This is a genomic window from uncultured Eudoraea sp. (genome assembly GCF_947258525.1).
In the GTDB taxonomy this organism is placed as follows: Bacteria; Bacteroidota; Bacteroidia; order Flavobacteriales; family Flavobacteriaceae; genus Eudoraea.
On sequence record NZ_CAMYIP010000119.1, the window covers coordinates 1 to 20,015 of the forward strand.

Annotated in this window: 19 protein-coding genes and 1 pseudogene; 5 read left to right on the forward strand and 15 right to left on the reverse strand. The window is 36.7% G+C overall.

The genetic code is table 11. The features are described from left to right. Nucleotides 1-259: 259 nt before the first annotated feature. Entirely contained in the window at nucleotides 260-973 is a 714-nt protein-coding gene (locus Q0X89_RS09030) for a 3'-5' exonuclease (RefSeq protein ID WP_297693321.1), read from the reverse strand. A gap of 297 nt (nucleotides 974-1,270) precedes the next feature. Here Q0X89_RS09030 and Q0X89_RS09035 point away from each other — a divergent pair, with 297 nt between their 5' ends. Beyond that, the gene (locus tag Q0X89_RS09035; protein ID WP_297693323.1) at nucleotides 1,271-1,393 is read left to right on the forward strand and encodes a hypothetical protein; all 123 of its coding nucleotides are present in this window, start codon (nucleotides 1,271-1,273) and stop codon (nucleotides 1,391-1,393) included. Nucleotides 1,394-1,565: 172 nt separating this feature from the next. After that, entirely contained in the window at nucleotides 1,566-2,702 is a 1,137-nt protein-coding gene (locus tag Q0X89_RS09040; protein WP_297693325.1) for a hypothetical protein, read from the forward strand. A gap of 159 nt (nucleotides 2,703-2,861) precedes the next feature. On the opposite strand, the gene Q0X89_RS09045 is transcribed toward Q0X89_RS09040, so the two are convergent. From Q0X89_RS09045 to hemA, 12 genes and pseudogenes are all read right to left on the reverse strand, one after another. After that, nucleotides 2,862-3,335, reverse strand: coding sequence for a methylated-DNA--[protein]-cysteine S-methyltransferase (locus Q0X89_RS09045; protein ID WP_297693327.1), 474 nt, complete (start codon nucleotides 3,333-3,335; stop codon nucleotides 2,862-2,864). Nucleotides 3,336-3,338: 3 nt separating this feature from the next. Next, complete coding sequence (locus tag Q0X89_RS09050; protein WP_297693329.1) at nucleotides 3,339-4,442, reverse strand: CNNM domain-containing protein; 1,104 nt, start codon at nucleotides 4,440-4,442, stop codon at nucleotides 3,339-3,341. 47 nt (nucleotides 4,443-4,489) lie between these two features. Beyond that, nucleotides 4,490-5,578, reverse strand: a complete 1,089-nt coding sequence (locus Q0X89_RS09055) for a serine hydrolase (protein ID WP_297693331.1) — start codon at nucleotides 5,576-5,578, stop codon at nucleotides 4,490-4,492. Continuing rightward, a complete protein-coding gene (locus Q0X89_RS09060; protein ID WP_297693333.1) occupies nucleotides 5,514-5,792 on the reverse strand; it encodes a hypothetical protein in 279 nt (92 codons plus the stop codon). Before Q0X89_RS09060 ends, Q0X89_RS09055 begins: the two co-directional genes overlap by 65 nt. A gap of 24 nt (nucleotides 5,793-5,816) precedes the next feature. Further along, entirely contained in the window at nucleotides 5,817-6,806 is a 990-nt protein-coding gene (gene hemB / locus Q0X89_RS09065; RefSeq protein WP_297693335.1) for a porphobilinogen synthase, read from the reverse strand. Nucleotides 6,807-6,848: 42 nt separating this feature from the next. Then, entirely contained in the window at nucleotides 6,849-7,637 is a 789-nt protein-coding gene (locus Q0X89_RS09070; RefSeq protein ID WP_297693337.1) for a PhzF family phenazine biosynthesis protein, read from the reverse strand. A 41-nt stretch (nucleotides 7,638-7,678) separates the two neighbouring features. Next, nucleotides 7,679-8,553, reverse strand: a pseudogene (gene hemF / locus Q0X89_RS09075) (oxygen-dependent coproporphyrinogen oxidase). A gap of 75 nt (nucleotides 8,554-8,628) precedes the next feature. Beyond that, nucleotides 8,629-9,657 carry a uroporphyrinogen decarboxylase gene (gene hemE / locus Q0X89_RS09080; protein ID WP_297693339.1) on the reverse strand — a complete coding sequence of 343 codons (1,029 nt, stop codon included), beginning with the start codon at nucleotides 9,655-9,657 and terminating at the stop codon, nucleotides 8,629-8,631. Beyond that, nucleotides 9,654-10,067 (reverse strand): uroporphyrinogen-III synthase, encoded by a 414-nt coding sequence (locus tag Q0X89_RS09085; protein WP_367177036.1) that lies wholly within the window; start codon nucleotides 10,065-10,067, stop codon nucleotides 9,654-9,656. The genes hemE and Q0X89_RS09085 overlap by 4 nt, the downstream gene beginning before the upstream one ends. Then, nucleotides 10,025-10,237 carry a hypothetical protein gene (locus Q0X89_RS09090; RefSeq protein ID WP_297693341.1) on the reverse strand — a complete coding sequence of 71 codons (213 nt, stop codon included), beginning with the start codon at nucleotides 10,235-10,237 and terminating at the stop codon, nucleotides 10,025-10,027. The genes Q0X89_RS09085 and Q0X89_RS09090 overlap by 43 nt, the downstream gene beginning before the upstream one ends. Then, nucleotides 10,234-11,148 (reverse strand): hydroxymethylbilane synthase, encoded by a 915-nt coding sequence (hemC, locus tag Q0X89_RS09095; protein WP_297693343.1) that lies wholly within the window; start codon nucleotides 11,146-11,148, stop codon nucleotides 10,234-10,236. The genes Q0X89_RS09090 and hemC overlap by 4 nt, the downstream gene beginning before the upstream one ends. Continuing rightward, nucleotides 11,145-12,401, reverse strand: a complete 1,257-nt coding sequence (hemA, locus tag Q0X89_RS09100; RefSeq protein ID WP_297693345.1) for a glutamyl-tRNA reductase — start codon at nucleotides 12,399-12,401, stop codon at nucleotides 11,145-11,147. Before hemA ends, hemC begins: the two co-directional genes overlap by 4 nt. 187 nt (nucleotides 12,402-12,588) lie before the next feature. Between hemA and Q0X89_RS09105 the strand changes: the two genes are divergently transcribed. Further along, a complete protein-coding gene (locus tag Q0X89_RS09105) occupies nucleotides 12,589-13,491 on the forward strand; it encodes an AraC family transcriptional regulator (protein ID WP_297693347.1) in 903 nt (300 codons plus the stop codon). 52 nt (nucleotides 13,492-13,543) lie between these two features. Further along, nucleotides 13,544-14,311, forward strand: coding sequence for a ThuA domain-containing protein (locus Q0X89_RS09110; RefSeq protein WP_367177035.1), 768 nt, complete (start codon nucleotides 13,544-13,546; stop codon nucleotides 14,309-14,311). Nucleotides 14,312-14,362: 51 nt separating this feature from the next. On the opposite strand, the gene Q0X89_RS09115 is transcribed toward Q0X89_RS09110, so the two are convergent. Then, entirely contained in the window at nucleotides 14,363-15,199 is an 837-nt protein-coding gene (locus Q0X89_RS09115; protein WP_297693349.1) for an N-acetylmuramoyl-L-alanine amidase-like domain-containing protein, read from the reverse strand. Between the two features lie 30 nt (nucleotides 15,200-15,229). After that, nucleotides 15,230-18,754: a TraB/GumN family protein gene (locus tag Q0X89_RS09120; protein WP_297693351.1), complete on the reverse strand. Its 3,525-nt coding sequence runs from the start codon at nucleotides 18,752-18,754 to the stop codon at nucleotides 15,230-15,232. Nucleotides 18,755-18,963: 209 nt separating this feature from the next. Here Q0X89_RS09120 and hemH point away from each other — a divergent pair, with 209 nt between their 5' ends. Then, entirely contained in the window at nucleotides 18,964-19,995 is a 1,032-nt protein-coding gene (gene hemH / locus Q0X89_RS09125; RefSeq protein WP_297693353.1) for a ferrochelatase, read from the forward strand. Nucleotides 19,996-20,015: the final 20 nt, after the last annotated feature.

A 20,015-nucleotide genomic window follows, 5' to 3' on the forward strand; every position in this document is an offset into this window, starting at 1 on the left:
AGCTATTATGTCAAATTCGCTTTCAGAAATACTTATTCGAGAATTTATATGGTCAAATAGTCGATTCATGTAGTCATTTTTCTTTTAATTACTTATAACAATTGGATATAGTTATTAACTATATTTCTTTTATATAAACTAAGATAGTACAACTAAGATTATGAGCACAATATATTAAAATACAAGACCCCCAAATTAGATAGAGTGACTCAAAAATGTTCTTTGAAAGAGAAATCACAAGCTGGCTAGAAGAATAATTCTAAATATGAATGATATCATCCTCTTGCAACAACTGTTCGTTACGCAGCCTTAGAAAGACTTGTGCTAAAGTGATAACATCTAGTTCACAATAAGCCACTATGCGATCCAAATCACCTTTTTCATAATAAACATCTCTGACCATACTGCCATCCATATCTTCTTTGGGAGAAGGGATACCCAGAATATTGGCCATGAGTTTTAGGGAGGTATAATGTTTGAAATCTCCAAATTTCCAAAGCTCCATAGTATCTAAATGGGGCACTTCCCAGGGTTTTTTCCCAAAAAGGTCTAGCTTATAAGGTAGCGAAATACCATGGATAATTAATCTTCGCGCTATATATGGGAAATCAAATTCTTTCCCATTATGTGCGCAAAGCAGATTTTTTGGACGGCTGAAATGTTCGTTTAGGAGCCTTTTAAAGTCTTTAAGAATCTTTTTTTCATCTCCATGAAATGTAGTAACTCTGAAATTTCGACTCCCGTCTTTAATCAGGAAATACCCTACCGATATACAAATAATTTTACCGAATTCAGCCCAAATACCTGCTCTTTCATAAAATTCTTCAGCTGTGTATTCATCTTTGCGTTGATATTGCGACTTCTGTTCCCATAGCTCCTTCTTATAGTCATCTAACTGAGCATACTCTTCTACTTCAGGAACAGTTTCGATGTCTAAAAAAAGGATATCTTCAAGATTTAGTTTCTGCAACATCCTAATCAAATTTTAAATAAGCTTCATTTTAAAGATTAAAATGGTCAATATAGTCGGTTTTTAATTTTTAGGGCAATTAAACTAAAGATAAGAACATTATTCAGAAACTTAGAGCTTTCCTTTCTAAGTAGTCTTATCCAAGATACCCATGACTAATGCATGATAGTTGCAGTTTATCGAATTACAATGCCAGTATTCAATAAAAACATTGAAAAAACGTTTTAATACCGCTTTAAAGTCTTACAAATTATTGATATGAAACCTCCATTCTATTTAAAAATGATAAAAAGGTTGCTTATGCTGACTTTTGTATTTTCTCTTTGTTTTGCTGTTTCCTGCACTAATGACGATTCAGATAACGAAGACGATTTGGAAATAATTACTCCGGATGAAGAGAATGGAGTTTATGTCTCCGAATGAAATAAGAGAAGTTACATTTAACAGCATTTCAATGCTGCAGTACAATCAATTCTGCCCGCAGGCCCTATATGCACTGAAGTCCATTTTCAGTTCAATAAGGTTAAGAAACAACTTAGACACTTTTTAGATCACTTCCAATAAGTTATTATGTATCTTTAAAAAAAAAAGATGCATGAAAGGTTATAGGATTTTGGGGGTATTCTGCCTCCTTATTATTAGCACACTTTTTCTTGGCTGCACAAATGACGACTTCGGACCAGAAATGGCATCTGAGGATCAAATGCCCGATTATACCGTAATAGGACAGAATTTTCAAAATGTTTATCAGTATAATTATGATGGCTCTCTGGATGAAGGCGATCTATTTAACTTAACACTGGAAAGTAATATTAACAGGGAGTACCTTACATTAAGACAGGTATCTCGGGTTCTTACTTTTTTTAGCTTTGCAGCCGGCAGTTTTTCTGCGGTACAAAGAAATTATATCACCGGAGAGAGCACCTTTCTGAATGAATTTTATACAGTTTCCAATGAAAGATCGGTTACCTGGGGAGCAAGTTCAGAAAATAAACTTTTTCTTGGGTTTTTCAGCCCTGAAGGGTCTACCAATTATGGGATTAGGACTATAGACCTCGCTACTGATCAGGAGATAGATTTAAACGTTGAATTTAATGTTAATGACGTATTTGAGCCCTTGTATTCCGATGGCCGACTGTTAATTACCTATTCGGATCAGCAGGCTAACTATAAACTTGCTGTTTTGGATACAGAAAGCAATACGATAATAAGAACCTTTGATTTTGGGAAATTGATCCCGAGTATTTTCATTAACAAAGAAGGGGATATGTTCATTTTTAGTGGAAATTCATCCTCTGATTATCAATTAACACTATATGATTTACAGACTTTAGATGTAATACGGCAAGACCTTTTCTCCATAAACAGGTATTTTTTTGCAGGATCAATCCAGTCTGAGGCCTCTATTTCTAACGAGAAACTGTATTATCTCAATCTTTATGCACAGCCTTCATTAATCCCTTTTGGACCTGCTACCTATGATTTTATCACAAAAGAAAATAGAATTATTGATATGCCCTTCATTGTGCAACAAGTTCAGGAAGAGCTAGGACTGGATATAGAGCTTACCGCCTTTGATTATAATGAGGAAAGCAATACTTTTCTAGTGGGCTACGCTAAATTTGTAGATGTCGAAACTCTGGAGGGAGGAGTAATCGTAATTTCTGAAGAAGGTAGGCTTTTGAAGAATACTAATTTGAAATTTGCGCCAACTCGTTTTATTGATAATTAGAAAAGTAACTAACCGACCGCCCGGTTTGTTTTTATAATCACTAATGATTATCTTTTTTTCTCAATAAGGTCAATAAGGAGAAAAATAACGACAAAGAGCTTATTTGGAGCTAAATATGCGGTTGAAATTATGCCTTTGCAAACCAGTTGGTTTGCTAATTTAAAATAAGGATTGTTGTTTGGAAGGACTCTCGTGGTTTAACAGCCATTTTTTACGGTGCAAACCACCGGCATATCCTGTTAATGAACCATCTGAACCAATTACCCTGTGGCAGGGAATAATTATCCATAAAGGGTTTTTTCCATTCGCTGCAGCAACTGCACGAATAGCTTTTTCATCCCCAAATCTCCTGGAAAGCTCTAAATAAGAGATGGTTTTGCCGTATGGAATTTCAGATAATAAAGACCATACCTTTTTTTGAAATTCAGTTCCTTCCGGATTTAATAAAAGGTCAAAATTTTGTCGTTTACCTTCAAAATATTCATTCAACTGATATACTGCATCTACCAGAACATCAGGTATTATCTTGCTTTCCGGCTCATCCTGTTCAAGCACCGTAACACTATTAAGGCCATTTTCATCACCTTCCAGTTTGGCACTACCTAAAGGGGTGCTTATAAATGCAATAGCCATTTTTTATTCTATTATACCTGTTTTTTTAGCTCGGTCTTCCCATTTTTTCCTTGCAAGCAATTGCAAATCTTCAACATTGTCGCTTTCATCCATAATTTCCAGTCCTAACAAGGTTTCTATGACGTCTTCCATGGTTACCAGGCCGCTAACAGAACCATATTCGTCTACAACCAGTGCAACATGCTCTCTTTTCGCAATTAGAGTCTCAAATAGTTGAGGAATGGGCGTGTCCCTTTTTGTAACCAACAATGATCTTTTAATTTTTCCTAAAGGAATGGCTCCATTTTCATTTATAATTTCTTCCAGAACATTATCCTTTAAGACATAACCTGTAATATTATCCACACTCTCTGTATAAATAGGAATCCTTGAAAACCGCAGTTTCGGGTTTTCTTCAAAAAATTCCTTTATAGACATAGACTCTTCAGCTATTTTCATTACTGCACGCGGAGTCATAATGTCTTTTGCACGAATCTCATCAAATTTTAAAAGGTTTTTTATCACTTTTGATTCTGATTCCTGAAAAACACCTTCTTCATGAGCAATATCGGCCATTGTAGTGAAATCTTCTCTGCTCAGAACACTGCCGTAGACTTCTTTCTTCCCAATAAGCCTTGTAAATAACTGAAGTAGCCACAGTAAACCTGTCCATTTTAAGGCCAGGACCATTACTTTTAGTGATTTAGCGGAAAAATTCGCAAGCTTTTTCCAATAAGTTGCACCAATGGTCTTAGGAATAATTTCTGAAAGCACAAGTATTAAGATGGTCATTACCGCAGATACTACGCCTACCATAAACTCTTCTGTAAAAGTAAATCCGAATATGACCCGGGTTTTACTCCCATAAATTTCCTGATAAGCCACTTTAGCTTGCACTCCTACGAGTATGGCACCAACGGTATGGGCTATTGTATTAAGGGTGAGGATAGCAATTAAAGGCTGGTCTACATCCTTTTTCAGGTCTTCCAGAGTATCAGCATAATGCTTACCTTCTTTTTTCTTTAAATTAATAAATGTGGGAGTAACACTTAATAAAACAGCTTCTAAAATGGAACATATGAAAGAAAAAAAGATAGAGAAAAAAGCATAAAAGAGAAGTAATTCCATTTGGTTTAATTATACCACTAAAATACTAATAATATGATTTACTATTTTCAAAACTTATTCAACCCCCTGTCTTCATAAAATAACTGATGCAATTGTGGACGAATATTCAGTTCGTATAAATTTCTATTATCACGGCTAGGGTAAACCCGATTAGAAAGGAAAATAAATACCAATTGGTTTATTGGGTCGGCCCATATAAAAGTTCCTGTAAAACCTGAATGTCCAAAGCTTTCCGCACTTGCGTCTATAGCAGGATAAGCGCCAGATATAGGCAGGTTTCTATTATTCAAAAGTGGCTTATCAAAACCGAGGCCTCGACGGTTGTCATTCTCAGGAAATTGAACTTTTGTAAATTCTTTAAGCGTAGCTTCAGACAGATACCTCTGACCATCATAAATACCGTAATTCTGATACATTTGCATTATTAGGTACAGGTCTCTTGCAGTACCAAAAAGGCCTGCATTTCCCGATATTCCTCCTATAAGAGCTGCATTTTCGTCATGCACCCAGCCTTTTACCAGGTCTTTCCTGAATAGTGTATCTACTTCAGTTGGGACAATATCATTAGGATAACCAGTAGTTTTAGGGTTGAAACCTAGTGAAGCAGCGCCAATTGGCAAATAGAAATGTTTTTGTAAATAATATTCATAGGACGCTCCGCTAAGTTGTGAAATAAGTTGAGGGAATATTAAAAAGGCAAGCCCGGAATATTGGTATTCTTTGCTTTCATTTACCTGGGATCGGTTAATTTCCCGGTACATTTTGGCTATAAATCTATTTTTTACATAAATATGCTCATAGGCCTGTGTTTCAAATCTGGGTGAAGGCTCAGAGCGGATATATTTTCGCTTGAGCCGGCCTTTTTTTTGAACTTTATTTAAAAAGACAATATAGGGCTTTAACCCAGCCTGATGCGCCAGTATTTCCCGCAGTGTAAGGCCTTTTTTGTCTTTTATTTTTTTCCAGGGTTTCCAGTATGTACTAAATGGGAGATCCAAATCAATTTTTCCTTCATCATATAGTTTCATCAGAGCAAGTAAAGGAGCTGTAATTTTGGTAACGGATGCCAGGTCATAAATGGCATTCAAGGCTACCGGTTGAATACTGTCGTAAGTATAAAACCCGAAGGCTTTCATGGTTTTTTATGCCATTAGAAATAATAGAATCTACCTTTTGATCGGTTTCTTCAGAAACCAGATTTACTGATAAATGTGAAGCTGTATTTTTGTTAACCGTATTTTTGGCATCAGGAGATTCTTTATAACTGTCCTGAGAATAGGACATAGAAGAGAAAATACCAAATAGTATTAAAATATAAAATTGATGATAAGAAAAATGATATCTTCCCATAATACGGTATAGAAAGTGAATTAGCTATCCCATAAGCTTTACTGCATCTTTTGCGAAGTAACTGGCTATAATATCTGCGCCGGCACGTTTTATTGAGATCAATTGCTCCATCATAACGGAATCATGATCTAACCAACCTTTTTCCGCTGCAGCCTTTAGCATAGCATATTCTCCGGAAACCTGATAGACTGCCACCGGTATTTCTACTTCATCTTTTATCTCCCTTACAATATCGAGATAACAAATCCCCGGTTTTATCATAACAATATCAGCGCCTTCGTCAACATCCATATGGGCTTCCTTTATGGCTTCAATCCTGTTGGCCGGATCCATCTGATATGTCTGTTTATCTTCAGGAACATCTGCCTTGTTTACAGGAGCTGATTCCAGAGCATCACGGAAAGGGCCATAGAAGCCACTTGCATACTTGGCGCAATAAGACATAATTCCTGTATTGGTTAGTTCCTCATCCTCTAAGGCCTCCCTGATAATTTGTATCCTCCCATCCATCATGTCACTGGGAGCTACAAAGTCTGCACCTGCCTCAGCATGTGAAATACTCATTTGTGCCAATATCTCGCTGGTCTCATCATTAAGAATCTGCCCCCCGGCTACTATGCCATCATGCCCATAAGAAGAATACGGATCTAATGCCACATCTGTCATAACTAACATATCAGGGCAAGCACTTTTAACCGTGTTAATTGCACGTTGCATTAAACCATGTTCATTCAAGGCTTCCGTTCCCTTATTATCTTTAAGAGATTCAGGGATTTTTACGAATAGCAGCACTGCACAAAGACCCATGTTCCATAGTTCTTTCACTTCCTTACCAAGATTATCCAAACTTAACCTGTAGTAATTGGGCATGGATGGAATTTCTTCTTTTACTCCATGTCCTTCAACAACAAATAATGGAACTAAAAAATCACTGGGGGTTAATACTGTTTCACGAACCAAATGTCTGATAGCATTGTTTGCTCGTAATCTTCTATTTCTTCGAAGTGGATACATTGGCTTTATTTTAAGCCTAAAGGTAATAGAAATGTATATATTCTAAATAATAATCTCACCTTTTAAATAGGGGACTGCCCTTCCTGCAATTTTTACCCGTGTATCCAGAAATTCACAATAAATATCACCACCTCTTTTGGATAACTGCCTGGCTACAAGTTTAGATTTACCCAGAACCTTCGACCAATAGGGTATAAGGCTGGTATGTGCTGAACCTGTAACAGGATCTTCATTGACTCCGCATTTGGGAGCAAAAAAACGCGATACAAAATCTACTTCATTTCCGGGAGCGGAGACAATTACCCCGCGGGCATCCAGTTGATTAAGAAGAAAAAAATTCGGGTTCAATTGTTCTATTTCTTCCTGATTACTATAAATAAGGAGATAGTCTGTCTTACCTTTCAGAGTGTAAACCGGATTCTTACCAATAGCTTCGTTAAGTATTTGAATTGGCGCAATGGATTTAATATCATCTGTGGGGAAATCCAGTATTAACAATCCGTTTTCACCCTTTTCTACCAAAAGTTTACCGCTTCTGGGTGAAAAAAATTCAATATTAGAAACATTTAAATCATAGTAGTTAAACAAAACATAAGCCGTGGCCAGGGTTGCATGCCCGCACAAATCCACTTCCAACTCCGGAGTGAACCATCTAATGATATATTGAGAACCATCTTTAACCGCAAAAGCTGTTTCAGCAAGATTATTTTCCCGGGCAATATTTTGCATTATACTATCATCTATCCAATTTTCCAGAATACAAACGGCAGCCGGATTTCCCGAATATAGTTGATCCGTAAAAGCATCTATTTGAAATAATTTTTGTACCATCTTAAGAGGTATTTAAGCCTAAATTACGATTAAAAAGGCGATCAAACCCATGATTTAGGATTCTTCAGTACTTGGATTAACCTTGCCTCCTCACTGTCAGGTTCCGGCTGATGGTCATACTTCCATTGAACATGCGGAGGAAGGCTCATCAGGATACTTTCAATACGACCGTTAGTCCTCAAGCCAAAAAGGGTACCCTTATCATGAACCAGGTTAAATTCCACATAACGCCCCCTGCGAATTTCTTGCCAATCCCTTTGTTCATTGCTATAATCAATAGATTTTCTTTTTATAACAATTGGTATATATGCTTCCAGAAAGCTATCCCCCACCGTAGTAACGAAACTGTACCAATCTTCAATACTCATTTTGTCGGAAACTTTGCAGTAATCAAAAAATAGCCCGCCTACTCCTCGCGCTTCCCCCCGATGACTGTTCCAGAAATAGTCATCACATTTCTTTTTATAGGTTTTATAAAAATCGGGATCATGCGTATCACAAGAGGCTTTACAAACCGAATGAAAATGTTTAGCATCTTCCTCAAATAAATAATAGGGAGTCAGATCCAGNNNCCTTTTTTATCATACATTTCAAAATAGCGCCAGTTAGCATGCACGGTCGGGACCATAGGATTTCTCGGATGGAGAACCAAACTTAGACCACATGCATAAAAATCGGCATCTTCTACACCAAAATAAGTTTGCATACTTTTTGGGAGTTCACCATGCACGGCAGAAATATTTACGCCACCTTTTTCAAAAACAGAACCATCTTCAATTACCCTGGTCCTGCCTCCTCCACCTTCCGGACGTTTCCAAATATCTTCGCGAAATTTAGCAGAACCATCTATTTCTTCAAGTTTGGACGTAATGGTGTCCTGAAGTTCCTGAATATAGCTGTAGAATTTATTTTTCATATAGTTCCATCATTAATAACTAAATTTCGCCAGGCTCAGAATAGGTCTTCTGAATTTCAAAAACCTCAAAATACTTTAAGCTTTATACTCTTTAACTGCATCAATAAATGCCCTGGCATTTTCCACCGGGACATTAGGCAGAATCCCATGTCCAAGATTTACTACATATTTATCCTTACCAAATTCATCAATCATTTGGGTGACCATTTTTTTTATGACATCCGGGGGAGATAATAGCCGTGAAGGATCGAAATTTCCCTGAAGCGTTATTTTACCTCCGGTTAAAGCTCTGGCATTTTGTGCAGAACAAGTCCAATCCACTCCAAGCGCCGCTGCACCGGATTTTGCCATATCACCTAAGGCAAACCAACATCCTTTACCAAAGACAATTACCTGTGTTTCATCTTTTAACGCATCTATGATTTGTTGGATATAAAACCAGGAATACTCTTGATAATCAATTGGTGAAAGCATTCCTCCCCAGGAATCAAACACCTGAACCGCATTTACACCCGCTCTCACTTTAGCTTTCAAATATGAGATTGTAGTATCCGTAATTTTCTGTAATAGATCATGAGCAGCTACGGGTTGTGTAAAACAAAATTCCTTGGCCTTATCGAAGGTTTTACTGCCTTGCCCTTGTACGCAGTAGCAAAGAATTGTCCACGGCGAACCTGCGAAGCCAATTAAAGGAACCTCATCCTGCAATTTTTCCTTGGTTGCAGCAATAGCCTGCATAACATAATCTAACTCTTCATTCACATCGGGGATTAAAACCTGGTCAACATTTGTTTGGGAGCGAATAGGCTTAGGCAAATAAGGACCAAAATCGGGTTTCATTTGTACTTCTATTCCCATAGCCTGGGGTATCACGAGAATATCACTAAAAAGTATGGCTGCATCCATTCCAAAGCGCCGAATTGGCTGGACCGTAATTTCAGAAGCTAATTCTGGTGTCCGGCAGCGTGTGAAGAAATCATATTTCTCCTTAATCTTCATAAACTCCGGCAGGTATCTGCCAGCCTGCCTCATCATCCAGACCGGAGGGCGCTCAACGGTTTCACCTTTTAATGCTCTTAAAAACAGATCGTTTTTTATTTTCATTTCTTTAAGCTCAAGTTATAATGCGATATCACCTTTTTCAAAAGATTTTCTATAGTTGGGGTCTCCGGAACAACAATGGAATCTGTTAGTAACGAAGCCTCTTTAGCCGTGGTATTGCCTATGCAAAAAGCCACACTATTACCTATATTATTATTCATAATAAAACTCTTTACACCAGACGGACTAAAAAATAATATTCCATCAAAGGACCCTGAAAAATGCCGAGGGTTTAACTCTGTATTGTAGACCGCAATTTCTTCAAAACGCAGTTTATTATTTGTCAAAATATTCGGTAAATCATCATTTCTTCTATTTCCGCAAAAAAATAAAAATGAATCATTTTTGTGGTATTGTGCAATAAAAAAGGCTAAATCTGCTGCCCCTGATAATTGGATAAATGACTGATAAATGCCTCTACCGCATTTTGACTGGTAAAAATGTAGTTATCAAAACCGTCGGGTAATTGAAATTTTCTGTACTGAATTTTTATAGCCTGGTATTCCAGAAAATCAATACCAGCATCATTTAAGATAGCTTTTTGATCAGAGGTTAAAAGTTTTGTGGATAGGATATATTTCATTGACTCATACGGATTTTTATGTCCTGCATTAATTCCTTTCCCCCATTAGTTAAGATTTCCTGTGCACAGGCCTTGCCAAAATTTGAGACATCTGCCAGTTTAATTTTCTTATCAACACTAATTGTCTGTTGCCCATCAAGAGACAATAAAATTCCCTTAAAAAGTAAAAATTCTTTTTCAATAGTTGCCAATGCTCCTATAGGTGCCGTGCAGCCGCCTTCCAATTCCTTTAAAAAATCGCGTTCAACTTTAGTGCAGATTTCTGTAGCCTCATGATTCAAAGAAGTAAGCGCCTCAATACAATAGGTATCATCCTTGTTGGCCACAACCATCATAGCGCCTTGGGCGGGCGCCGGTACCATCCATTGGAGTTCCGTACAGTTTTCCGGAAGTATATTTAAACGTTCAAGGCCGGCAGCCGCAAAAATTGCCGCATTCCAGGAATTATCCTCCAGTTTTTTTAGCCGTGTATTTACGTTTCCTCTTAAACCTACTACTTCATGCAGCGCATAACGATTTAACCACTGTGCTTTTCTCCTTAAACTTCCTGTGGCAATGATTCCTTCAGTATTTAGAAAATCCAGGCCCTTATGTACTAATATGTCTTTTTGGTTAGCACGTTTCATTACGGCTGCCTGGACAATGCCATTTGGCAAAATGGTAGGAACATCTTTCATAGAATGAACCGCAATATCTATTTTATTACTAAGCAGCGCTACATCCAATGTTTTTGTAAAAATTCCTGTAATGCCCATTGAATAGAGCGGTTGGTCTAACTCCAGATCCCCATCAGATTTTACAGGGATTAATTGGGTGGAATGCCCCAGTTTGTCAAGTTTTTTCTTGACGTCATTCGCCTGCCATAGTGCAAGTTCACTATCGCGGGTACCAATTCGAATGACTTTCTTCATTGGGAGTTCAATTCTATTTGAAAGACTTTTTGAATGAGTTGCAAACTTTCGTCCGCATCATTCTCAGATTCCTTAAGATGGTTGGCAAACTGTTTGGTAATCTTGTGAATGATTCGTTCGGATATTATGTCCGCATGTTCTGAATTGAAATCAGAAAGTTTTTTAGACTGAAAATCCAGCTCCTCTTCTTTAATTGATTTTAGCTTCTTTTTTAGTGCTTTGATAACCGGAGCAAATTTTCTGGTTTCCAGCCACTGGTTAAAATCTGATTTCACTTCATCTATGATAGATTCTGCCTGTGGAATATATTGTTTTCTGCGTTCAAGGGTTTCGTCAGTTATTTGCGATAGATGATCGAGGTGCAATACAGTTACATCCGGAATTTCTAATACACTATCTGCCACGTTTTTAGGAATTGATAAATCCAGAATCAAAAGAGGTTTGTTGGTATAAATGAGTTCTTTTGAGATAGTAGGGGTGTTAGCGCCCGTAGCCACGATTAAGACATCTGTCTTACGGATTTCCGTTTGCAGATCACCGTGATCCTTTACCACAAGATTAAACTTTCCCGCAATTTTTTCAGCCTTATCCTTTGTGCGGTTAATAAGGGTTATATGGGTATGATTTGTATGTTTGACGAGGTTTTCACAAGTATTCCTGCCTATTTTACCGGTGCCAAAAAGCAGAATATTCTTTTCAGAAATATCAGTCACATTTTTTAGAATATACTGAACCGATGCAAAGGCAACTGAGGTAGCCCCGGTAGATATTTCCGTTTCATTTTTAATTCGCTTACTGGCCTGAATAACTGAATTAGTCAACCGTTCTAAAAAGTGATTTGTAAGGCCATGCTTTCTGGAACGGTAAAAGCTATTTTTTAATTGGCTTATTATTTCAAAGTCACCAAGTATCTGACTATCCAGTCCGGTACCTACGCGAAACAAATGGTTAATTGCTTCATAATTTTTTAACACATACGCCACTTCCTGAAATTCCTCCACCGTTCCCCGGGAATGATCACAAAGGAGTTTAATTAATTGAAAAGGGTGCTGCGCAAAGCCGTGTAATTCTGTACGATTACAGGTAGAAGTAATAAGAAGACCGTCAACTCCTATGGCTTTAGCATCTTTTAAAAGCGCTTCCGCCGCGTCCTGGTCCAGGCTAAATTTTCCCCTTACTACTGCGTCAGCATTTTTATAACTTAGCCCAATAGTGTAAAAAGAATTGTGTTTGGAGATATGATACCTCTTCATACATGATCAATATAGCTCACAAAAATAACAGCATACATTTAATAAAAATAACGCTGGAGGGACAATATATATCGTTTTAAGTTTTTTTATGGCATTTTAAGCGTAATTGTTGGAAAAACCTTTAATTTTATGGCAATCATAGCTCTAGGTAAACATTCTATTTAGAATGTTTCTAAATAGAATATTCATGAATTTATCGGAAACAAATTACAAAAACATCGCTCAAGGTTCTTTTACCGAAGTATTGATTGATGATGATTTTTATGTATTGAAAATACAAAATGAAAGTCCTCAGGTTCAAAAAGTTAACCGTTATATTGATAGTAGTTTTATTCAATTCCATTTTTGTTTAAAAGGGAATGCAAAATTTATTTTTAATGAAGGGCATTATGCTTTGGAGGTCTCCGAGGAGAATTCTTTGTTGCTATATAATACTCAAATAGATCTCCCTTTAAACCTGGAACTTAACCCCAATTCTTGGTTGGTATCTGTAATAATGACCATACGAAGGTTTCATTCTCTTTTTTCAAAAGAAGCGGACTATATTCCCTTTTTGAGCAGTGATAACAAGGAAAAAAAATACTATTCTCAGGAAAGTGTAACTCCTGCTATCGCAGTTATACTTAGTCAAATAATTAATTATAATCTTCACCCTTCAATAAAGGAGCTGTATCTGACGGCTAAGGTGTATGAATTAATTTCGTTGTATTTCAACAAAAGTGAAGATGCAGATTTGGAACAATGCCCTTTCCTGGTAGATGAAGAGAATATAAAACGCATAAAACAAGCGAAAGAAATAATGATAAGCCGCATGGCAGAACCGCCTACGCTGACCCAGTTATCAGAAGAGATTGGCCTATCGCTTAAAAAATTAAAGGAAGGTTTTAAGCAGGTGTATGGCGAACCGGTATTCAGTTTTTTATTTGATTATAAAATGGATTTTGCGCGCAAAATGCTGGAATCAGGTGAGTATAATGTCAGTGAAGTAGCGCATAGGATAGGATATAGCACTTCCAGTCATTTCATTGCATCTTTTAAAAAGAAATTCGGGACTACGCCAAAGAAATATTTGATGTCATTGGGTAATTAATAGTAAGATTCAGTAGAATTTTCGATATTTAGCAATCCAATAATTTATACTTATGAAAACACTCAAAATAGTTATTTGCACTTTCCTAATTTGCATCTCGTTTGCAGGATCTTCTGAACCTCAAATGCCCGAAGAAAATATTGTAGTCTTAAATGACGAAATAGCTCAAATTCTGGTTTTTACAAAAACCATGGGTTATAGGCACAAGTCTATTGAAAAAGGTGTGGAAACCCTTAGAAATTTGGGAAAAGAGAACAATTTTTCAGTTACGCAAACGGAAGATTCATTACAATTTAATGAAACTAACCTAAAAAAATATGATTTGGTTCTGTTCCTAAGTACTACTATGGACGTGCTGGGACCTGATCAGGAGAAGGCCTTTAAAAATTATATTAATAATGGGGGAAACTACATGGGAATACATGCTGCCAGTGATACCGAATATGGCTGGCCGTGGTATGGTAAATTGGTAGGCGCTTATTTTACAAGTCATCCAAATAATCCTAATGTTAGGGAGGCCAAAATGAATGTGGTGAACAGAGAGCATTTATCTACAGCTCATTTAAATGACACATGGGTCCGTAATGATGAATGGTATAATTATAAAAACATCAATCCGGATATAGAGGTACTTATCTACCTGGATGAAACTTCTTATGAAGGAGGTACAAACGGAGATAATCACCCAATTGCATGGTACCAGGAATTTGAAGGAGGTCGCGTTTTTTATACCGGAGGAGGCCATACTAAGGAATCCTATGATGAACCCGACTTTCAAAAACATTTAGTTGGGGGTATAAATTATTGCCTGGGGAGATAAACAACCAGACCTAAATTCAGGACAGTATTTCAGAATTTAGAAGAGTTAGTTTTAAAGAGGCCTGGCAACCATTATGCCTGTATTCTTTTTAATTTTTTTCAAATAGTCCGCCAGGGGTAATTCGGAAATTTCAACCATTCCGGAGGAAGAAGCATGAAGCAGGTGAATACGTCCGTCGTTTTCTCTAATGGCAATGCCTGTATGGGTTATATCCAGCCCGGGAATAGCTGTGGTTAACGCAATAATATCCCCGTTCTTTATTAGCTTTTCGTTTGCTTCAATCTGGTCCTGGGGTAAAATGCAAATTGGTTGGTGGTTAAGGGAGTTTTCCGATGCTTTTATTTTGTTGAAATTCTCTTCGTCTGCTAAAAAGGGATATAAATCCCTGTGAGTACTCATAAAATTAATCTCTTTCTTTATTTCAATACCTCCTGTTTCAGCAGTAATATCTTTTAATAATCCTTTCTTTTCGTTGTTGGCTATCCATTCAGAAAAATAATGTAGCCGGGAAGCATAACCATCCAGTTTACCATCCTTGTATCGTATATTTTCAAGAGTATTAATGAAAGCATCGAAATTCATTTTATCCTCATACAATAGTATACTAAAAGCCAAAACATTCTCAACATAGGTAGTGCAGTCCATCCCCTGTAAATTAATAACCAAAGCCTCAGATTCTCCTATTTCCAGTGTTTTGGCTACGTATGGCAGTCCAAGGAAAGTCTTACCAACGGAGATCATGGTATTGCCTAAATCTGATTGTTTTAAATCTTGAATTTCCCTGATCTTAACATCAAATGCAGCTCTGTCTTGATCAGAACATATAAGCTGTTGAGAACTAAGTGTTAGTGATAATAAAAAGAGAATTAAAGAAGGGATTAATTTCATATATTTTTGCTGATAAAGCAAAAGTACAATTTAGAAGCCAAAACTTGCATAACCTCGGTATTGGTTTGGCCTGTAGGGTATAGCCCTTTTCCGATCTTTTAATAAAAAGGTTTCAGTTACAAAGTCCATTGCCTCTTCCTCAGTGTCTGTATCTGCCATCCTCATTCCTTCATTAATATAATAAGGAATTGAATTAAAGGGAGTATCGTTTGCAAATACAACGATATGCATTTTAAAATTCTTATTGTAATCCTGGCTATTCTGTGTCTTAAAATAATACGCCTTATAAGGGTTACCCATATAACTAATTGACTTCTCTCCCAAGTATATTACTTTATCTTTATTTCTGTCAAACCTTCTGTCCTCAAAGATGTGAGCTTCCGCCAGTGATTGTTCAGAACTGTACTGATGAGGAAAAATATCAGATTTCCCCTGCCGCACTAACTTGGTATGCATTAAAATCCTGCTATTAATATCATAGGCCATCGAATTGATTACCGCAGCCGGAATATTTTTTTCATCAGATGCAAGCAGAGTGATGTATGTACTCCGTATTTGTGGATCTTTTACTAATAGGAGTTTGTTAAAAAACTGGCCCATTTCTCTCTCTCCGGCAAAAGGATATAGTAAAATAACATAATCTTCTAAGATTTTATTATTTATCAGCCTCGTGTAATTGGCCTGTCTTGTTTTTAATTCATTGCTATTTTGTTCCCCAAGATGTCTTTTCAAAAGAATTTTAGCATCATTTAAAAGCTGACCCCTGTATTTCTTATAGTTTGAAGGTTTTATAAGTTCTTCCTTTTTGAGCTTTGCCAGAAGAGAAAAAATTGGGGATTTATATTCTGTAATAGAACTGTATTCAAGCAATTCAGGATATAATCGCCTGGCTAATTCCAAACTGTCTTTATAGGGTTTGAAAATACTCTTTATTTCTGCAGTATTGGATACCAGTGGCAAATCCTGAGACATAAGTTGAAGCAAGAGGCTAACCGAAGTTTCAGTTTTTTTCCTTGCAATAGACTGCAGAATATTAATTTGTGCATTAGAATTATTATATGATTTGGCATAAAAATCTGCAAGGAACGGAATTACCTTGTCATCGTCCAAAGCTCCTAATTGCTTAATGAGGTAAGACTGTATGTGTTTTTTATCCTCGTCAAAGGAATATTGTGAAATATAGTATGTCAGTGAATCTATATGTCGCTCATCAAACAAAAGATATCTATAGCCCTTTAATACAATACTATCATTTTCCCTGAGTGCAGCAAAAAAATCTTCTGTTTTATCTTCGAGGAGATCTCTTCCTAAAGGTTCGCCTTCCGGTTTAAAATTGTCGAAAAAAGCACTTACAAAAGGACTGGGTTCCGAAGTGGTATCTACTACAGTTTTTAACTGGTATAGCAATCCCCCCCTAATAATATTCTTAATTAGAATACCTCTTGTGCTGGCTGTATCAGTAATAACAAATTGTAATTCTTTAGAGCCATCATCTGAGGTCTTAATCTTTTCATTTTTAATGATAAAATGTTTATCAGAATATTGTTTTTTGCGCAGTACCCAAATAGAATCTATGTTGGAAAAGGTTAGGTAGTCATGAGATTTAGTTAACTCTACCTCTATTGCCTCATTATTTTTGTTCTGATAAATGGTCTTTTTGGAGTAGGGGCTATAAGCCTTTGTTTTTTCCTTCTTACTGAACTTGTGTTTACTATTCTCAACAAATTTAGGCGGCTCTATAGAGGTAACCGTACTGAAAAACATAGCTGTATCTACTACTTTTTTGAAATCTTCAGGATATGCTATTTCTCTGATATGGAAAGAATTAAAGAATTCTTTAGCTTTTATTTCACTTTTGGTACGCGCAGCCAGTAAATAATAATCGGCCCTGTTGATTACTGTTTTCAGATACAGATCCTGACCTGTCACAGAATCCCAAACAGCTTTTGAAGTAAGAGATCTCTTGTCAAATGAATTGTATTTGGGTTTAAGTTTGAGGTCCTGGTATATGCGTTTTTGAATTTGTTTAAGCTCAAATGTGTCCTCCTCAATAAAATTCAGATCATTCAGGGTCGTCTTCTTAAGAAAATAATAGGTATTGCTTGAGGGGTCATACCCTTCAATGCTGCGACTACCACCCCTTGATGCATTTGTAAATTTATGGAGCCCCGGCATTGCTATTTCAAAGTCCTTGTATGCAGAGGACAACAGTTTGCTGCCTTCATCCGGGTTTTTAAACTTTAGACTATTGAATATTTTATCTGAGTAATTTATAACGTAATCACCTTCACCTCCCATTTTAAAAATGATTACCTCCAACGGGGTAATATAAATTTGATACCGTTGATGATCTCCATTTTTTAATTTGTTTCTTACGTCTAAACCTTTATACCTTTTGTTGGTAATGGGATTTTTACTTAAAATTGTCCCGGGAATATTTTCAAACAATAAGTGTTCAATATCCTCTAAGGTATAGTCCCCTCCGGCTTTCAAGCTGGCATAAGTAGGGATCCTGTTTACCATAAAATAACTTCCGTTAGCTAAATCAGGTGAAACATAGACCGTAGTAATTTTTTCAGATATTGGGTATAATTTATTTGGCAATGATACAGTGAAGAAGTTATCATCCGGCCTAAAAGTTTTATAAGAATGGTCCTTTATTTTATTCAAAAACTTATTCTTGAGTTTTTGACCTTTGTCGGTTGCTTCAGAAACAAGGGGTTTAACCACATATCCTTTTTCCTTAAGTAAAGCAATTACTCCATGCTTACCTGGTAAATGAGCTGCTCCAATTCCTGCGAAAACTTTTGCTTTTTGAATGGCAGAATCTAAACTTCTAGCCATATTTTCATTGCGGATGTAGAGCATATTTTTTAGGTAGTGATCTGTATACATCGCTTTATCTATAGAATCTAATAGACTTAAATTTCGCTCTCTATACGCATCTTGCATCAAAAACATCAGGTCTTGTTGCTGCATCCTTTTTTGAAGCCATTCATCCGGTTTCATTTTCATGGAATTCAAACTGGCCCTTCCTACCAGTGCGGCTGATTCTTCGAGTTTCTCCAAAGCAAGAATTGGTTTGTTAAACCTGCTTCCTGCCTGATAGATGAACATATCCAAATAAGTATCCTCCTCAAAATTTTGCGAATATTCATTGGTTCGGTATAGGATACTATTTACTAACCTTTCTTCAAATGCCAGGTAAGATGCCAGGTCTTTTTTTCTCGGATGTTGCAAGGCAAAGGAATGGGTATAAAATCCTTTTGTATTGAAACCATAGCGTTTTTTTAGCGAACTTGAACCAAAACGTTCCTCACTTTCCAGCCAGGTTTCAGGATCAGATTCGAGAGCAACTATTTCACTTTTATTCAGAGCTTCATAAAAAACATCGTCTAAACGGAAAGCAATTTTTTTGCTAACGTGCATGGTTCCATATAAATATGAAGATGTTTCGAGACCGTTACCAGATATTTCCCATAGTAAACTTTTTTCCGACTGGGAATAGCATATCATTGATAAAACAGAGCAAATAATTACTGAAGTTAAGCGCATTATATTGGTTTGTTTGGGCCCCCGTGCAAATTTTTCGAGGTAAGAATATTAACTAATGCCAATGCAATTTTAAAAAAATTTCCCATAGAGTGGTTGGCTCTATAAGGATTGCTTATTTCGTCATCAGAAAAGTATTCGCCCTAATTTAACGGTTTTTCATTGCAAGTAGTATTTTTGTATTGTTAAAAAAAATTGCTTAAAAAAGAATTATGAAAGGTGTATTATTAGTGAACTTAGGATCTCCCGATGGTCCCACAGCTAAACAAGTAAAACCTTATTTGGATGAGTTTTTAATGGATGAGCGTGTAATTGATGTACCAAATTGGTTACGAAACCTGATTGTTCGCGGAATTATTCTTCAAACCCGTCCCAAGAAATCTGCAAAGGCATATGCAAAGATTTGGTGGGAAGAAGGCTCTCCTTTAATTGTAATTTCAGAGCGTTTTGCATCTAAAGTCCAAAAGCAAACAGATCTTCCTGTTGCCTTGGGGATGCGCTATGGCTCAATGAGCATAAAGAACGCATTAAGAGAATTAAAGGATAAGGGGGTTAGTGAAATATTACTGGTACCACTTTACCCGCACTATGCAATGTCTTCATATGAGACAGTTGTTGTTAAGACTATGCAGGAACAACAGGCAAATTTTCCGGAATTAAAAATTACGACCTTACCTGCATTTTATAAGAATGCCGATTATATCAGAGTTCTTTCAGAGAGAATTTCCAAGGGATTAAAAGAATTTGACTATGATCATATATTATTTTCTTATCACGGTATTCCGGAACGGCATATCAGAAAGTCAGATCCAACTAAATTCCATTGCAAAATAGATGGAAATTGTTGCCAGATAAACTCAGTTGCACACCATACATGTTATCGACATCAGTGTTATGATACCACAGAATTAGTAAAAGCAGAGTTAAAACTGGACGAACAAAAAGTGAGTTCCTCATTTCAATCGCGCCTTGCCGGAGATCCATGGTTAAAACCTTACACAGATTTTGAATTTGAACGACTTGCTAAAGAAGGGGTTAAGCGACTGGCTGTGATTACGCCTGCTTTTGTAAGTGATTGTCTGGAAACTCTTGAAGAAATTGCTATGGAGGGCAAAGAACAATTTATTGAAGCAGGTGGAGAGGATTATATTCATATTCCTTGTTTAAATGAAAGTGACCCATGGGTGGCTCTAATGGCAGAATGGATAAACAATTGGAATAAAAGTGAGACCTTGCCGGTTTAATAACCAGTATTTAATAAGTA

Coding starts and splice junctions, on each gene's coding strand:
- Q0X89_RS09030 (WP_297693321.1), bottom strand. CDS start 973: ATGTTGCAGAAACTAAATCTTGAAGATATCCTTTTTTTAGACATCGAA.
- Q0X89_RS09035 (WP_297693323.1), top strand. CDS start 1,271: ATGCTGACTTTTGTATTTTCTCTTTGTTTTGCTGTTTCCTGCACTAAT.
- Q0X89_RS09040 (WP_297693325.1), top strand. CDS start 1,566: ATGAAAGGTTATAGGATTTTGGGGGTATTCTGCCTCCTTATTATTAGC.
- Q0X89_RS09045 (WP_297693327.1), bottom strand. CDS start 3,335: ATGGCTATTGCATTTATAAGCACCCCTTTAGGTAGTGCCAAACTGGAA.
- Q0X89_RS09050 (WP_297693329.1), bottom strand. CDS start 4,442: ATGGAATTACTTCTCTTTTATGCTTTTTTCTCTATCTTTTTTTCTTTC.
- Q0X89_RS09055 (WP_297693331.1), bottom strand. CDS start 5,578: ATGAAAGCCTTCGGGTTTTATACTTACGACAGTATTCAACCGGTAGCC.
- Q0X89_RS09060 (WP_297693333.1), bottom strand. CDS start 5,792: ATGGGAAGATATCATTTTTCTTATCATCAATTTTATATTTTAATACTA.
- hemB (WP_297693335.1), bottom strand. CDS start 6,806: ATGTATCCACTTCGAAGAAATAGAAGATTACGAGCAAACAATGCTATC.
- Q0X89_RS09070 (WP_297693337.1), bottom strand. CDS start 7,637: ATGGTACAAAAATTATTTCAAATAGATGCTTTTACGGATCAACTATAT.
- hemE (WP_297693339.1), bottom strand. CDS start 9,657: ATGAAAATAAAAAACGATCTGTTTTTAAGAGCATTAAAAGGTGAAACC.
- Q0X89_RS09090 (WP_297693341.1), bottom strand. CDS start 10,237: ATGAAATATATCCTATCCACAAAACTTTTAACCTCTGATCAAAAAGCT.
- hemC (WP_297693343.1), bottom strand. CDS start 11,148: ATGAAGAAAGTCATTCGAATTGGTACCCGCGATAGTGAACTTGCACTA.
- hemA (WP_297693345.1), bottom strand. CDS start 12,401: ATGAAGAGGTATCATATCTCCAAACACAATTCTTTTTACACTATTGGG.
- Q0X89_RS09105 (WP_297693347.1), top strand. CDS start 12,589: ATGAATTTATCGGAAACAAATTACAAAAACATCGCTCAAGGTTCTTTT.
- Q0X89_RS09110 (WP_367177035.1), top strand. CDS start 13,544: ATGAAAACACTCAAAATAGTTATTTGCACTTTCCTAATTTGCATCTCG.
- Q0X89_RS09115 (WP_297693349.1), bottom strand. CDS start 15,199: ATGAAATTAATCCCTTCTTTAATTCTCTTTTTATTATCACTAACACTT.
- Q0X89_RS09120 (WP_297693351.1), bottom strand. CDS start 18,754: ATGCGCTTAACTTCAGTAATTATTTGCTCTGTTTTATCAATGATATGC.
- hemH (WP_297693353.1), top strand. CDS start 18,964: ATGAAAGGTGTATTATTAGTGAACTTAGGATCTCCCGATGGTCCCACA.